Genomic DNA, 15145 nt, shown 5'->3' on the forward strand with positions numbered 1-15145 from the left:
CATCCTCAGCCGCCGCTAGGGGCAGTGCCATAAACGAAGCGTTTGATGTTTTCCGTGAAGAACGAAATTTTTATCCTCACTTCTCGTCGAAAAATTGCTACCGTTCAAGCGAAGCGCGTTTTGCAACTTTTTCGATGCTTAATTAAAGATAAAAATTTCGTTTAGGAAAATATCTCCCGCGCAGTGTTGGCACTGCCCCTAGCGGCGGCGAAGAGCTGCTTCGAATGAGGCTCCGCTAACCGATAATCTGTAATTTGTCCGATTCATAGAAGGATAGTACCATCTTTGCTCGGTATACATTAAAACCAAAATGATTTACTAGAACGAATAAAGGTCGCAAAATATGATAAAAGTACATGTGGAATAGAAAAAAGTATTTATTTGTATATTGGTATAAGATTTCTCTTTACATTATTACTGTAAACTGTTATGATGTAGCAACAAAGAAAAATTGAGGTGACTTCTATGCATGAGAATTCGAGCAGCTTTTCGGGACAGATGGGATTTGTTTTGGCTGCTGCTGGTTCTGCCGTTGGTGTTGGGAATCTTTGGCGTTTTCCTTACTTGACTGCGAAAGATGGCGGCGGTTTGTTTTTGTTGATTTATTTGATTTTGGTCATGACCTTTGGTTATGTGCTATTGTCCTCGGATTTGGCTATTGGCCGCCGGACGCAAAAGAATTCAATCCGGGCGTATCAGTCGATGGATTCTCGTTGCTGGTTCCTGGGGATTCTTACGTTCTTGGTGCCCGTACTGATTATGACGTATTATGCCGTTATCGGTGGCTGGATTTTAAAGTATGCGGTAGCCTTTTTGACTGGCCAGGGCGGAGCAGCTGCGGCTGATGCGTACTTCGTGTCGTTTATTACGAATCCTTGGGATGCTGGGTTTTATGCAGTGCTCTTTATGCTGTTGACTGCGATAATCGTTTATCGTGGGGTCGAGAAAGGCATTGAAAAATGCTCCCGGGTTATGATGCCAATTCTATTGGTGGCGATCCTCCTGATTGCTGGCTATTCGCTAAGCCTCAGTTATACGGATGCTGACGGTGTAACTCGTACCGGCATACAGGGATTAGGAATTTATATGATGCCGGATTTTGCCAATCTTACGATGGGCAAGTTCCTGCAGATCCTGCTCGATGCTATGAGCCAGATATTCTTCTCGCTCAGTGTCTCGATGGGAATTATGATTACCTATGGATGCTATGTGCGCAAAGATGTAAATCTAAACCAGTCGGTTTCACAAATTTGCTTGTTTGATACGTTCGTTGGTTTGTTGGCTGGTATGATGATTATTCCGTCGATTTTTGTTTTTTCCGGTATGGAGGGAATGGCCGCTGGTCCAAAGCTTATGTTTGTTTCGTTGCCCAAGGTTTTCGCATCGATGGGAGCAGTGGGGCCGTTTATCGGTATGGGATTTTTTGTTATGGCGGGATTCGCCGCACTTACCAGCTGTATCTCAGTGTTAGAGGCGATAACGGCAAATTGCATGGAGATATTCCGTGCACGTCGTGAGACGGTGACCCGCGTATTGGGGATTGTCTATACGATTATCAGTGTCGTGATTGCCTTGGGGTATAGTGTGTTCTACGTCGAAGTAGCCCTCCCAAACGGTGCGACGGGACAACTGCTCGATATTATGGATTACATCAGTAATTCCTGTATGATGCCGGTGATTTCCCTCTGCTCGGCTATCCTTATCGGTTGGATTGTGAAGCCGGATTGGGTGATTCAGGAGATGGAACGCGACGGTAGTGTGATGCCGCGAAAATGGCTCTATCGCTTTATCATTCGTTATGTTGCACCGGTGATTATGTTGATTCTCTGCCTGCAGGCGTTCGGAATTTTATTGTAATCGAAAAGCCTTTCTTGATTGGAACATTGTTGGATGCCAATCGGAAAGGCTTTTTTATTGGGAAAGGAATAGGAAATTTTCTCTTTGGCAAAATCAGAATAATAGCGTTATAATAGGAACGGCGACGAAATTTATCGAATCGCTTGCAGAAGATAAAGGAGAATTTTTAATGAAGCTCAAGAGAATCGGTATGATTGCCATGGCAATTACCGTGTTTTTTACAAGTTCTGTTATGGCGGCGGGCAATCCTTTTGCCGATGTTCCTGCGGATCACTGGTCCTATGAGGCGGTAACCCATTTGGTATCGGATGGGGTGTTGGCTGGATATGAAGATATGACCTTCAAAGGGCCAAGGGAAATCTCTCGTTATGAGATGGCTATGATGGTCGCTCGGGCGATGGCAGCAGAAAACAGTGAGGAAATAAATAGTCAGGATAGACAGGCAATCGCTCAACTCGCAGCAGAATTCAGCGATGAACTCAATGCGTTAGGAGTTCGTGCTGCCCATTTGGAGCAACAGGCAGATGCGGTCAAATGGAAGGGCAAGGTGGAGTATACCAATAAGCAGGAAAGAGTCCATTCGGAGGCGGAGAAGCGTAGCAGTAATGCGATGTTGTTGCGGCTTGAACCCGTGGCGGAAATTTCGACGAATTGGCTGGTAGCGGCACGTCTTGAGGCGAAACCGGAAATTTCGCGGGATGAGACTGCTGCCGTGCGCTTAAAGCGCGTATACGCACAGGGGGCGTATGATGCCTGGCGCGTGAAGTTTGGCAAGCTGCCGCTTTATACCAATGAGGAAGGGATGCTCTGGGATGGGCAGTATTCCGGCGCGGAAGCCTCTTGGGGTGGCGGTTTGAAGCGACAGACGGGGGCTGTGCTTACGCTGCTGGGGGGGCGACTGAATTCCCAGGAATTATCGCCAGCAATTGGCATTATCGGCAAAGATCCTGCCGATTTGTATGGATTTAATTTTGATGGTACGAAAAATAAATTTACGAGCGGGGCAGGCGCCTATTGGCTCAAGGGGGATAATTGGAATTCGGCTTACTTTACTGCGGGAAATACTGCTGCGATTTGGTCGGTGCACGGGTCTTATCGGTTTACTCATCGCATTCGGTTAAGTGGTGCTTATGCCGAAAATACCAAAACGAATCGACAAGATATCGCTTGGCAAACCGTATTGGATTATGGGACGTATCAGCCGGAAAAACAGGGCTCATGGCAGCTTTATAGCGCCTATCGTCAATTGGGAGAATCCGTAGCTGCTGGCGGCACAGATGATGCCCTTCACTATGGGCAGAAAGGCTGGGAAATCGGAGCAAAATATGCGCCACTTAAGAATGTCGGTGTAATCCTTAAGTATGGGGATGGTGAAGAAATCGATTCGCACCAGAGCCTCAAGCAGTATTTTGCCCGGGTGGAATGTTTCTTCTGAGCCAGGGAAATGCAAAAAAAGAAAGGACTAGTCAAATGTTGGCTAGTCCTTTCTTTTTGAGAAAATTTCCTAAATGTAATTGATAATCCTTGACAATTGCTATTGATATACGTTATCATGTTTGAAGATAAGCAATATCATTTACACCCGCATCGTTGATGCGTGCACTTATTCAATTCATTTGGGAGGTTTTTCTATGACTCTTAAAGAGGGTAAAACAGGCATGACGTTAAAAATCAAGCAGATTGACGATAGCAGCTTGAAAGAGCGTCTCATGACTATGGGCCTTACGCCGGGAACGAAGATAAAAGTTCTGCGGGCTGCTCCGCTGGGCGACCCAATCGCAATCAGCGTCCGTTCCTATAATCTGGCCCTTCGCCGCGCGGATGCAGAGAAGGTTACCGTTGAGCAGGTTGGTTAAAAAGGAGACGATTTAGAAAAATGGCAACAATTGCAGTAGCATTAACCGGTAATCCGAATACCGGTAAATCCACGATATTTAATGAACTTACAGGCGCACGTCAGAAAATCGGTAACTGGCCTGGCGTAACCGTTGATAAAAAGGTAGGTTATGCGCGCCACCAGGACCGTGCGATTTCTATCGTTGACCTCCCAGGTACGTATAGCATTAATGCCCGTTCTCCGGAAGAGAAAATCGTCATCGATTACCTCATGAATAACAAATTGGATCTTGTCATGGATGTGGTGGACAGCTCCAATATCGAGCGTAACCTGTTTTTGACGGTTCAGTTGTTGGAAAAAGGCATTCCTCTTTTGATTGACCTTAACATGGCCGATGATGCAGAGCGCCGTGGTATTAAGATTGACTGCCGCCGGCTCGAGGATGCGCTGGGGATGCCGGTCGTTCAGACGGTAGGCCGCAGCAGCAAGAGTGCGAGAAAGCTGCTGGATGTATTTACTTCCACGGTTATGTCGAATTATGAACCGAGCCAGCTGGTAAAAGATCACATCATCAAGATCCAGGAAATTGAAGCTAGCAGCAAATCGGAGTCACAGAAGCAGGAAGAAATCATCGAGGCTCGTTATGCTTTGATCGATAAAGTCATCGAGCAGTCGGTTACCATGGCTAACGTGGGGCAGACCAAGTCGGAAAAAATCGATAGATTCCTAGCCAATGGCGTTCTGGCGTTACCGATTTTCCTGGCTATCATGTATGGTGTTTTCATGATTACCTTCGAGTGGATTGGTCAGCCGATTGCCGATGCCTTGGATTCGCTGATTAACGAAGATTTCCTCGAATTTGCTACGGATGCTCTCACGGATGCCGGTGTTGCCGAGTGGATGGTATCGCTGGTCTGTGATGGTGTCATTGCTGGTGTTGGTGCAGTGCTCACCTTTGTGCCGCTTATTTTCGTTTTGTTCTTCTGCCTGTCCTTCCTGGATGGTACGGGTTATATGGCACGTATTGCCTTCATCATGGACCCGATTATGCGTCGTTGTGGCCTCACGGGTAAAGGTGTTATGCCACTGATGATGGGCTTTGGCTGCGGCGTTCCGGCAATCATGGGCGCTCGTGCTTTGGATTCGGAGAAAGACCGTATGGTTTCCATCCTCGTAACGCCGTTCCTCACGTGTGGAGCAAAACTGCCGATCATGGCCTTGTTCGCTGCTATGTTCTTCCCGGATAATGCAGCCAATGTTGTTTTTGCTATGTATATTGCTGGTGTCGTTATGGCGATTATTGCAGCAAAAGGTCTGGGGTCTTCGATCTTTAAAGATAAAGGTTCGACGTTCCTGTTGGAGCTTCCGCCGTATCGCATGCCGGATATGAAGTCGGTATTGCTTGAGACCTGGGATAAGGGTAAAGGTTATCTGGTAAAAGCAGGTACGATTATCTTTGCCGCTTCGGTTCTCCTGTGGGTAATGTCTAATTATAACTTTGACGGTCCGTGTGAGATCGACGAGTCGATTCTGGCTGCTCTGGGTGGTTGGATGTCCAATCTGTTCGTATTCCATGGCTTTGCTACTTGGGAATCCGGTGCAGCACTGCTCTCGGGTATTATGGCTAAGGAGACAGTCGTAGCTACGATTGGTGTTCTCTATGGTGCGGCTGATGTATCCACGGAAGCAGCAGATGCTGTTGAGTCTGCTGGTCAGATGATGGAGACGGGCATGGCTTCGAGCTTCACGGCGCTGTCGGCACTGGCATTCATGGTATTCTCGCAGTTATACACGCCATGTGTAACGGCTTTGGGTACTATTAAGAAAGAAGCTGGCGGCTGGAAATGGATGATTTTCTCTGCCGTTTACATGTTTGTTATCGCTTGGCTGGTGTCGCTGTTGGTTTACCAAGGTGGCCGCATCCTGGGCTTCTGATTGTTTCATTGGTAGAATTCAGGTTACCGAGTATTTTCGATAGGAGGGATTTTTATGGCAACCTTTATCGTAGCTGCGGTATTAGCTGTGGCGCTGTTCTTTGCCCTTCGGCATATATATCGCAATTTCCATGAAGGAAAATCCGATTGCTGTGGTGCGTCGGGATGCAGTGGCAGCTGTTGCGGATGCCATTCTGTCCCCGAAAAAAAATAAAACGGAATCCGGTCTTTGCGTATCGTTTCGGTGCGCAGGGGCCGGATTTTCTTTTGGGAGTTCGAATATTTCAGCGAGTATTCAGATGGTTGTCATAAAATTATTACAAGTTACAGCAGGAGAACGAATCGAACTGTCGAAGGGTAATGTTGTAACGAGATAACTAAATAACATCACGGGAGGTTACAGTATGAGGATCAGCAAGCTTAGAAACATGTCAAAGTCGTTGTTCTGGGGCGACAGACCTTTACCTGAGAATTCCGAGATGAAAGGAGTGATTGAGACCGATAATGGCCGTACGGGACTACTGTTGCGGCTGAAGGATGGGATGTACGTGCTGGGGACAGCTGGCAGCCTGTCGAAATTGAATCAAGATAAAATTCGCCGGAAACTCAAGGAAGCATAGGGGCGATACATAGAAACAAGAGCCGCCTTCTAGTTAGGATGCTGGAAGGCGGTTTTGGTGAACGGATTTATTCAGTTAAGAGCAATGAGAAGGGGATTTATTGGTTTGTTCGCTTAAGTTTTTACCGGACTTTGACGATAGAATAGATAGCACAAGGATGTGTATTAGGAGGTGCTTTCTATGGATATGAGTATTGCCGCTATGTCGGTAAGCATGCATCAGGCACAGGCTGGACAGGATATGGGAATTGCTGTTCTCAAGATGGCAATGGAGACCGCTGAGTCGGGACCGATGGAGCTGCTGGAAGGTATGGAGCAGAGCCTTGATCCGAACCTTGGCGCGTTGGTGGATATCCAGGCCTGAGCGGAGTGGCCCTTGTCCGTTGGGACAAGGGCTATTCTTATGACTGATTTTTGCACTTTTTCGTTGTCTAGTGTAAGATATTTATAGTTGTTTATTTTTTAGGAGGTTTGTACGATGACGAATGTTCGAGCAGAAAAAGCTGTGGAATATAAGAAATCATGTAATTGCGCCCAGGCGGTGTTGCTGGCTTTTCAAGAAGAGATGGGAAAATCGGAGGAAGAGCTGCTGGCGTTAGGTTCTGGATTTGGTTCTGGTATGGGCGGTATGGAAGCAACTTGTGGGGCTCTATGTGGTGCTGCGATTGCGGCCGGCATTTTGAATAAGTCGGCTACCCCGACGAAGACGATGACGAAGGCCATGCTGCAGGAATTCAAGGAGAATGCTGGTGCGACCATCTGTGGGGAGCTCAAGGGGATCGAGACGAAAAAGATGCTCTGTTCCTGTGATGATTGTGTACGCCATGCTGTCATTGCGCTCGAAAAGCAGCTTTGATTAGGAGGGGGAACGATGCTTCATATTGGCAGTCATTTGTCGTTTTCCAAAGGGTATTGTGCCATGGGAAAAGAAGCTTTGGAGCTAAAGGCGGATACCTTTGCCTTTTTTACGCGTAATCCCCGTGGCGGCAGGGCGAAAGCTATCGATCGTTCGGATGTGGAGGCGTTTTTGGCCCTGGCTGCGGCCCATGGTTTTGTGAAGCTAGTGGCTCATGCCCCCTATACGATGAATCCCTGTGCGGCCAAAGAAGAACTGCGGAACTTTGCCCGCGAGACGATGGCCGACGATTTGAAGCGCATGGAGTACACGCCGGGCAATTACTATAATTTCCATCCTGGCAGCCATGTCAAGCAGGGAGCGGAAATAGGCATTGATCTTATTGCCGCGCAGCTCAATGCGGTACTTGTTCCCTCGCAGACTACTACGGTTTTGTTGGAGACCATGGCGGGCAAGGGGACGGAGGTGGGCCGGAGCTTCGAGGAGCTTCGGGCGATTCTCGATAAGGTAACGCTTCAAGAGAAAATGGGCGTTTGTCTGGATACCTGCCATGTCTGGGATGCCGGGTATGATATTGTGGGGGATTTGGATGGCGTATTGGCTGAATTCGATCGGATTATTGGCCTTGAGCGGTTAAAGGCAATTCATCTCAATGACAGCCTCAATGCTTGCGGTTCCCATAAGGATCGTCACGCCCGCATTGGCGAGGGACAGATTGGCCTTGCAGCTTTGACTCGTGTGGTAAATCATCCAGCGCTGCGGAATCTTCCCTTTATCCTCGAGACCCCAAATGATCATGATGGTTATGCTGCTGAGATTGCGTTATTGCGCAGTCATTGGCAGGAATGACAAAAGCCGTTGCTCGTAAAAGAGGCAACGGTTTTTGTTTGCTGGCAGGTTTTTCAGGATCAAGAGCGAATACTTTTTTAGAAGCCGTATGGTTCGGATTTTGGTGGATGGGGATCTGAGACAATGAAACTATTAGCGTATAATATCGACGACCGGAAAAAATTGGATAGTTGTTTGGAGCAGTTTCGTTTCGAGTGCCCGGAAAAGGCATCGGCCATTCTCTGTATGGTGATTACCAGTTTGAATCAGCCGCAGGAGATTGCGGCAATGACGGCGCATATCAAGAAGGTGTTGCCGGAGATTCAGGTATGCGGCACTACGACTTCCTGTGAAATTGGCAATGCGCGAGTTCATCACCACAGTCATGAGATTTGCTTTTATGTGTTTGAATCCTCTTCGGTGGAACTTCGCTTCTACGATGGGCATAAGGAGGATTTGGCTTTGGCAGCGTCGGCAGTGGTGGAGCGAGCCAAGGCAGAGGAGCCGGCAGCTGTTGGCATGATGATTACGATGAAATCCCTTAATGGTGCAGCGGATGTCTTCCGCACTTTGCGTCAGCTGCCGCCCCAGGTGCCGATGTTTGGCGGGGCGGCGGATTCTTATGCCGATAAGATTGACGATGTGAAGATAATGCCAACGCATGTATTTACTGAACAGGGCTGTACGGATTGTGGGTTCCTTGTCATTCTGTTTTATGGCGAGAATTTGCATATTCACATCGATTCCTATCTGGGCTGGCGATCGCTGGGGAACGAAGTCACAGTGACGGAATTGGAATCAGACATCAGTGTGTTAAAGGTCAATGATGTAACGGTAGCAGATTTTTATAAAAAATACATCGGGGTTGCACCTGGCCCCAATTTTTTTACTTCTATTATGCCGTTTCCGCTCATGCTGAACCGTGGGGGACATGATATTGCTCGGATACCGATTGGTTATGGCGAGGCAGGTTCGGTGCTGTTTACGAGTAGCATCAATAAGGGAGAATCGGTACGCCTGGCTTATGGTGATCCCATGGAAATCCTGAACCAATCCCATCAAGCACAGGTGAAATTGCAGCGATTTGCTCCCGAAGGAATTTTATTGATTCCCTGCTGTGTGCGGCAGATGTATTTGAAAGACGATTTTCAGTTGGAGCTTACCCCGTTCGGCGCTATTGCACCGACGGTTGGTTTTGCCTCTTATGGAGAGATACAGCGCTTTGAGGATTGTGTGGAGCCGCAGTTGTTGAATGGTGCAATGCTTATTGTAGCCTTTCGGGAAGGCGGACGGGAGCAGGTCGAACCAGAGGATAAATGGATTAGTCAGAGTGAACATATCTTTAAAGACGATCGCATTACGCTTGTAAGTGGCTTGGCCCATTTTGTTTCCGTTACCATTGGTCTGGAAGAAGAAAATCGCAAACTCGAAGAATCGCTGACGCGGCAGGAAGCTCAGCTGCAAAAAATACGAGAGCTTAACCGTCTGTTGAAGGAACAACAGGAACATTTGGAAAAAGCCAAGGAAAAGGCGGAGGCAGCCAACCAGGCGAAGACGACCTTTTTGTTCAATATGAGTCATGATATTCGTACACCGCTCAATGCGATTATTGGTTTTACGGAACTAGAGGAGCGCCATCCGGAAGCGGTAGAAGCCAATCGGGAATACCGCAGGAAGGTAAAGCTAGCCAGTCGTCAGCTGCTCGATATTCTCGATAATGTACTGGAAATGGCCAGAATTGAGAGCAAGCAGATCATCATTGAAGAGGAATTAAATAACGTCAGGGAATTTTATGAGGCATGGATTTCGGTCTTTGAGGGAGAGATGAAGAAGAAAAACCTGTTCTTTAAAACCAGTTATGAAATCAAGCATCCGTACCTGTATTTTGATCGCACGCATGTGATGGAATTGTTGATGAATATCCTTAGCAATGCAGTGAAATATACGGCCAATAACGGGGAGATTTTTGCTGGGGTTCGCGAGCTGCCCGGCAAAACGGAAGGGGAGTGTATCATTGAGACTACGGTTCGGGATAATGGAATCGGTATGTCCAAGGCATTTCAAGCGCAGATTTTTGAGCAGTTCTCCCGGGAGCGGAATTCTTCTCAGAGTGGTATACAGGGAACAGGGCTTGGGATGGCCATTGTCAAGCGGATTGTCGAGATGATGAACGGCACGATAGCCATCAAGAGTAAACTCGGAGAAGGAACGGAAATCATCATCTGTCTGCCACATCATATCGGCGAGGAACCAGAGGAGCAGGCTGCCGCCGAAAACCCGAAAACGGAGTTCAATTTTTCAGGAAAACGCATCTTACTGGTGGAAGATAATGACCTCAATGCAGAGATTGCCGAGGAACTTTTGTCGGCATGTGGGGTCAAGGTAGAACGGGCTTGTGATGGGGTGGAATGTGTGAATATGGTGACTAAGGCCAAGGCGGGCTATTATGATTTGATTCTCATGGACATTCAGATGCCCAATATGAATGGATACAAAGCCACGCAGAAGATTCGCCGTCTCGATGACCCCGATAAAGCCAGCATCATGATTCTGGCCATGACGGCCAACGCATTTAAAGAAGATCGGCAGGACGCGATCAATGCGGGCATGGATGGTCACATTGCGAAACCCATCGATATCCATAAGATGTTCCAGACGATAAAGAATGTATTGTCGTAAATTTTTTGACTAGTCAAAGCAGGGGGGCTACTACCATGAACACAGCACTTACGATTGCAGGCAGTGATTCCAGCGGCGGCGCTGGGATACAGGCAGATATCAAGACGATGACGATGAATGGGGTTTATGCCATGAGCGCAATTACTTCGCTGACCGCACAGAACACTTTGGGGGTGACGGGGATCCTTAATGTGACGCCGGTGTTTTTGGCGCAGGAACTCGATGCGGTTTTTTCCGATATTCGTCCCGATGCGGTAAAAATTGGCATGGTTTCTGAAGCAACGCTGATACGCGTCATTGGCGAAAAGCTGCAGCAATATGGAGCCGAGCATGTCGTTTTGGACCCTGTGATGATTGCCACCAGTGGGGCCCGGTTGTTGGCGGAGGAGGCGGTCTCGGTGTTGGTGGAAACGCTGTTGCCGCTGGCGGAGCTGGTGACGCCGAATATTCCGGAAGCCGAGGTGCTGGCGGGGCATGAGATAAAAAGCAAGGCAGATATGGAACGGGCGGCGGAAACGATAGCTGCTCGATATGGCTGTCAAGTTCTGATGAAGGGCGGGCATCGCGTAAGTGATGCGGATGATTTTTTGTATGAGAAAGGCAAAGGCCACTGGTTTAAAGGCGAGCGGATTGATAATCCCAACACGCATGGAACGGGATGTACGCTGTCCAGTGCGATTGCTGCAAATTTAGCGAAAGGATTTTCCCTTGAGATTTCGGTTCGTCGGTCAAAGGACTATCTATCTGGTGCACTTTCGGCTATGCTGAATTTGGGCGCTGGTTCAGGGCCTATGAATCATGCCTTTAACCTTACGGGAGATTTTTCCAAGGGGGGCAAGACCGCGGATAATGGGAATTGACAATAGCTCGTTGTCATACTATAATGTAACGCAAGAAGACACGCAATGGAGCGGTAACGCTCATTGCGTGTCTGTTTTTTTATATTTAGGAGGTTTTATTATGCGCAGTTTTCCGACTTTTGCTGAACTTGAGGTCAAACGAAATGAAATCAACAGCCGCTTTCATCGTGAGACGAAGCCACTCCTTATCGAACGGTTTCAGGAATTTGGCTTTGTGCCGGTCAACTCGAATACGAAAGAATACATGGTCCTGACGGAAGCTAGTACCGGCAATCATTATTTATTAAATATCACCAAATATGAAATCCGGGTGGAATTCGAACATGTATCGCGTCATGAAATGGTGAAAATCTGTGAAATCAGTAATCTGGCCCTATCCGCGCATACGATTATGAATATTATCATTCAGGCGATTGACTGTTGGCTGCAGTATGGCGTAGTTATGGACTACGTAAAAGTTCAGCATTTGGGAGTAGAGGGCTGATTCGTTGTCAGAGCTGGTGGGCACGTTTTAGGACCGGCAGCAAAAGCAGGGCGGCGAGAGTATTGATGATTCCTTCGAGAAATAGACCTGGGGCAGAGGCAAGGCCGGCGCTGAAACTGTTATAGAGCAAAGCGCCAAAAGCCGTGTAGCCAATGGTCATCCATAGGGAAGCAAGTAAGAAGGCAACGGCGGTGCGCAAGAGATGGGCAGCGCCGTTGTTTAATTTCCAGACAATCCAAGCCATGATAAATTTTATTAGGAGTGTGGGCAGAATCCAGAGCGGAAAGCCACCAAGCAAGTCGGATAGTGCTGAACCGAGGCAGGCGGCGAGAAATGCTGGGCGCTTTGGCAAAAACAGCACCAACAGAAAGATGGCAGCATCGCCAAGATGCGCATAGCCGAGGGGGATGGGAATCCGTGGGACAAAGGTGGTCAAGAATACTAGTGCTGTCATAACTGCGGCAAGGCAGATCGTTTGCGTCGTCCATTTTGTCTGTTGAGAAAAGCCTTTTGGAGTGGAAACAATGTTAGTGTTCACAATAAATCCTTCTTTCTTGTAAAAATATTAACTTTATTGTATACTTGTGCTGACCATAAAGAAATATTCAAATTTAAATAGTTTTTAAGGTCAGAGGGAAAGGATGATTACCAATGCTGACCTATCCATTGGAGCAGGCAGGGACTATGCCTTTGTATGAATACTTATATGACTGCATCCGTAAGGATATCTTGTCGGGGCGCTTGCAGGCTGGGGAAAAGCTTCCGTCAAAGCGTGGGCTGGCTGCACATTTAGGAATCAGTACCATAACGGTGGAAGGGGCATATGGCCAGTTGATGGCAGAAGGGTATTGTCAGTCGGCTCCGCGGCGAGGATTTTTTGTATCCGCGGTCCAGAATCCAAGTTTGGAGAAAGCAAAACTTTTGTCTGAGACAAAGCAAGAGACGAAAGAAGCAAAAAAGGAATGGTTAGCCGATTTTGTCACCAACAGCATTTCGCCGGAACTTTTCCCCTTTGCGACGTGGACACGGCTGCTGCGGCGGGTGGTAGCAGAGGATGCTGAAGCGTTATTGGCGCGATCGCCGAGCTTTGGGATATTGCCGTTGCGACAGGCTATTGCCGAGCATCTACGAAATTTCCGCGGCCTAAGTATTTCGGCAGAACAGATTGTCATTGGTGCAGGCACAGAATATCTTTACAATCTTTTGGTGCAGTTTTTGGGCCGTGACAAGCGGTTCTGTGTGGAAAATCCTGGGTATGAACGGGTGCGGAAGATTTATGATGCCTGCGGGGCAGAGTTTGTTTCAGCAGATATGGATGCGAAAGGAATTTGTCTCGAAGAAATCGAGCGGCTACAGGCCCAAATCTTACATATCAGTCCATCGCATCACTTTCCCACAGGTATCATCATGCCGGTCAGCCGACGCTATGAGCTTTTGGGATGGGCGGCGAAACGGCCGGAACGTTATATCATTGAAGACGATTACGATAGCGAGTTTCGGCTGACTGGGCGGCCAATTCCCACAGTGATGGGAATCGATGTCAGTGATCGTGTTATTTATATGAACACCTTTTCGAAGAGCCTTACGCCGACGATTCGCATCAGTTACATGGTCCTGCCCCAAGAGTTGGTGGAACCCTTTAGGGAAAAATTGGGATTTTACAGTTGTACCGTATCGAACTTTGAGCAATACACCTTGGCGAAGTTTATCGGCGAAGGATATTTTGAAAAGCACATCAATCGCATGCGCGCGTATTACCGGCGGAAGCGGGAGCGGTTGCTGGCTTTGCTCAAAGCGTCGCCAGCAGCTGGAAAAATGAAGGTCATTGAGCACGGCTCGGGGTTGCATTTTTTGCTGCAGTTTGACAAGTCAATTTCGGATGACGTATTGCAAAAAAAATTTATGGCAGCGCAAATACACATGAAGCCTTTGGCGGATTATTACGAAGGGGAGCCGCTTTCCTGTCGGCATACCTTTGTCCTGAACTATTCGGGCGTCAGTGATGCAAAGCTCGAAGAAGCGGTGGCAGCTATCAGTCGTGTGCTTTTGGCTGGCACATAAGAGAAGAGAAAAACGGAGTTCCTAGAGAACGTAGTGGGGACTAAGGCAGGATTTTGTCTTTGGGGAGGCGAATAAATTAGGCATGATTTTATCGTGGGGGGATTTTTATGAACAGTCAGTTGCTTTGTGATTTCTTGGAGAGAAAGACCGCATTGTGCAAGGTGTTGGTTGTCGGCGATATCATGTTGGATAAATATTACTATGGCGAAGTAACGCGTATTTCTGGTGAGGCACCGGTGCCAATCACCCGAGTGAATTCCTCAGCGGAAAAACTTGGTGGTGGTGCTAATATCGCCTACAACTTGTCGGTCTTAGGCTGTCAGACAGGACTTTCGGGATTTGTTGGGGATGATGCACATTGTGTGAGTATGGTGGAGAAATTGGCCGATCATGGGATTGATAGTGCAGGCCTTATTCGAACGGAACGTCCGACTACCACAAAAGTACGTATCATGAGTGGCAATCAGCAGATGTTTCGTCTGGATTTTGAACAGGTGGGAGCGATGGCGGATGAAGATGCGGAATCCTTCCGCCGCTATATTGCAGAAAGACTCAACGAGAGTCTGGACTGTGTCGTGATTTCTGACCACGACAATGGGGCTTGTACGGAAAAAACTTGTGCCAAAATCATTGAGCTTTGTCATAATCACGGGGTGCCAGTGGTGGTAGATATGAGTGGTCACAATTGGGTGAATTATGCGCACGCGGACTATATCGTGGCGAATATGAAGCGTGTAAATCAAGCACTGCTGCAGCCAATCGATAATGAGGATGTCAAGGTGGAGAAGGCAGCGCATTATCTCATGCGCAAGTATAAAGTGCGCAATGTAATCATGACGCGTTCGGAAAAAGGGCTCTCACTGGTGGGGGATACCATCGTAAAACATATTCCGACGAAAGCGCAGGAACTTTTTGATGTATTGGGTGCTACCGATACGATTACCGCTGTTTTTGCCTTGACGTTAGCTGGCGGATTAAGCCCTGAGGAAGGGGCGTATCTGGCAAATCTGGCAGCTAGCCGCGTTGTGGCAAAACTTGGTACCTATGCGGTGACTCGAGAAGAGCTGCAGGGGTTACTGCAGGAAAGTTCTATGGTATAATAAATAAATAGTATTAATAGAGGAGGCCTT

General features: G+C 47.8%; 15 protein-coding genes. 14 read left to right on the plus strand and 1 reads right to left on the minus strand.

Translation table 11 applies throughout. The annotated features are described in order from the left end of the window. Positions 1-465: 465 nt before the first annotated feature. The 12 genes from T504_RS0100005 (at position 466) to T504_RS0100055 (ending at position 11954) form a co-directional block, all read left to right on the plus strand. On the plus strand, positions 466-1857 hold the full coding sequence (locus T504_RS0100005) for a sodium-dependent transporter (protein ID WP_033169012.1): 1392 nt from the start codon (positions 466-468) through the stop codon (positions 1855-1857). 169 nt (positions 1858-2026) lie between these two features. Next, positions 2027-3292 carry a putative porin gene (locus T504_RS0100010; protein ID WP_033169013.1) on the plus strand — a complete coding sequence of 422 codons (1266 nt, stop codon included), beginning with the start codon at positions 2027-2029 and terminating at the stop codon, positions 3290-3292. Positions 3293-3488: 196 nt separating this feature from the next. After that, positions 3489-3713 carry a FeoA family protein gene (locus T504_RS0100015; RefSeq protein ID WP_033169014.1) on the plus strand — a complete coding sequence of 75 codons (225 nt, stop codon included), beginning with the start codon at positions 3489-3491 and terminating at the stop codon, positions 3711-3713. Positions 3714-3733: 20 nt separating this feature from the next. After that, positions 3734-5629, plus strand: a complete 1896-nt coding sequence (feoB, locus tag T504_RS0100020) for a ferrous iron transport protein B (RefSeq protein WP_033169015.1) — start codon at positions 3734-3736, stop codon at positions 5627-5629. A gap of 54 nt (positions 5630-5683) precedes the next feature. Continuing rightward, complete coding sequence (locus T504_RS14085; protein ID WP_072022670.1) at positions 5684-5842, plus strand: FeoB-associated Cys-rich membrane protein; 159 nt, start codon at positions 5684-5686, stop codon at positions 5840-5842. 190 nt (positions 5843-6032) lie between these two features. Further along, complete coding sequence (locus tag T504_RS0100025) at positions 6033-6248, plus strand: hypothetical protein (protein WP_033169016.1); 216 nt, start codon at positions 6033-6035, stop codon at positions 6246-6248. Positions 6249-6428: 180 nt separating this feature from the next. Then, positions 6429-6611, plus strand: a complete 183-nt coding sequence (locus T504_RS0100030) for a YjfB family protein (RefSeq protein WP_033169017.1) — start codon at positions 6429-6431, stop codon at positions 6609-6611. A gap of 114 nt (positions 6612-6725) precedes the next feature. Further along, on the plus strand, positions 6726-7103 hold the full coding sequence (locus T504_RS0100035; RefSeq protein ID WP_033169018.1) for a C-GCAxxG-C-C family protein: 378 nt from the start codon (positions 6726-6728) through the stop codon (positions 7101-7103). Between the two features lie 15 nt (positions 7104-7118). Beyond that, positions 7119-7952 carry a deoxyribonuclease IV gene (locus T504_RS0100040; protein ID WP_033169019.1) on the plus strand — a complete coding sequence of 278 codons (834 nt, stop codon included), beginning with the start codon at positions 7119-7121 and terminating at the stop codon, positions 7950-7952. Positions 7953-8075: 123 nt separating this feature from the next. Beyond that, positions 8076-10610, plus strand: coding sequence for a response regulator (locus T504_RS13680; RefSeq protein WP_051635087.1), 2535 nt, complete (start codon positions 8076-8078; stop codon positions 10608-10610). A 35-nt stretch (positions 10611-10645) separates the two neighbouring features. Then, positions 10646-11470 carry a bifunctional hydroxymethylpyrimidine kinase/phosphomethylpyrimidine kinase gene (gene thiD / locus T504_RS0100050; protein ID WP_033169020.1) on the plus strand — a complete coding sequence of 275 codons (825 nt, stop codon included), beginning with the start codon at positions 10646-10648 and terminating at the stop codon, positions 11468-11470. Positions 11471-11570: 100 nt separating this feature from the next. Then, the gene (locus tag T504_RS0100055; protein WP_033169021.1) at positions 11571-11954 is read left to right on the plus strand and encodes a hypothetical protein; all 384 of its coding nucleotides are present in this window, start codon (positions 11571-11573) and stop codon (positions 11952-11954) included. A 7-nt stretch (positions 11955-11961) separates the two neighbouring features. Here the strand turns inward: T504_RS0100055 and T504_RS0100060 are convergent, their stop codons facing one another. Further along, on the minus strand, positions 11962-12495 hold the full coding sequence (locus T504_RS0100060; RefSeq protein WP_081823312.1) for an ECF transporter S component: 534 nt from the start codon (positions 12493-12495) through the stop codon (positions 11962-11964). A 110-nt stretch (positions 12496-12605) separates the two neighbouring features. On the opposite strand from T504_RS0100060, the gene T504_RS0100065 reads away from it, so the two are divergent. Both T504_RS0100065 and T504_RS0100070 read left to right on the plus strand, forming a co-directional pair. Continuing rightward, positions 12606-14015, plus strand: coding sequence for a MocR-like pyridoxine biosynthesis transcription factor PdxR (locus T504_RS0100065; RefSeq protein WP_033169022.1), 1410 nt, complete (start codon positions 12606-12608; stop codon positions 14013-14015). Positions 14016-14122: 107 nt separating this feature from the next. Beyond that, positions 14123-15115 (plus strand): bifunctional heptose 7-phosphate kinase/heptose 1-phosphate adenyltransferase, encoded by a 993-nt coding sequence (locus T504_RS0100070; protein WP_033169023.1) that lies wholly within the window; start codon positions 14123-14125, stop codon positions 15113-15115. Positions 15116-15145 lie beyond the last annotated feature (30 nt).

The sequence above is a fragment of the Selenomonas sp. ND2010 genome, from assembly GCF_000702005.1.
GTDB lineage: Bacteria > Bacillota > Negativicutes > Selenomonadales > Selenomonadaceae > Selenomonas_A.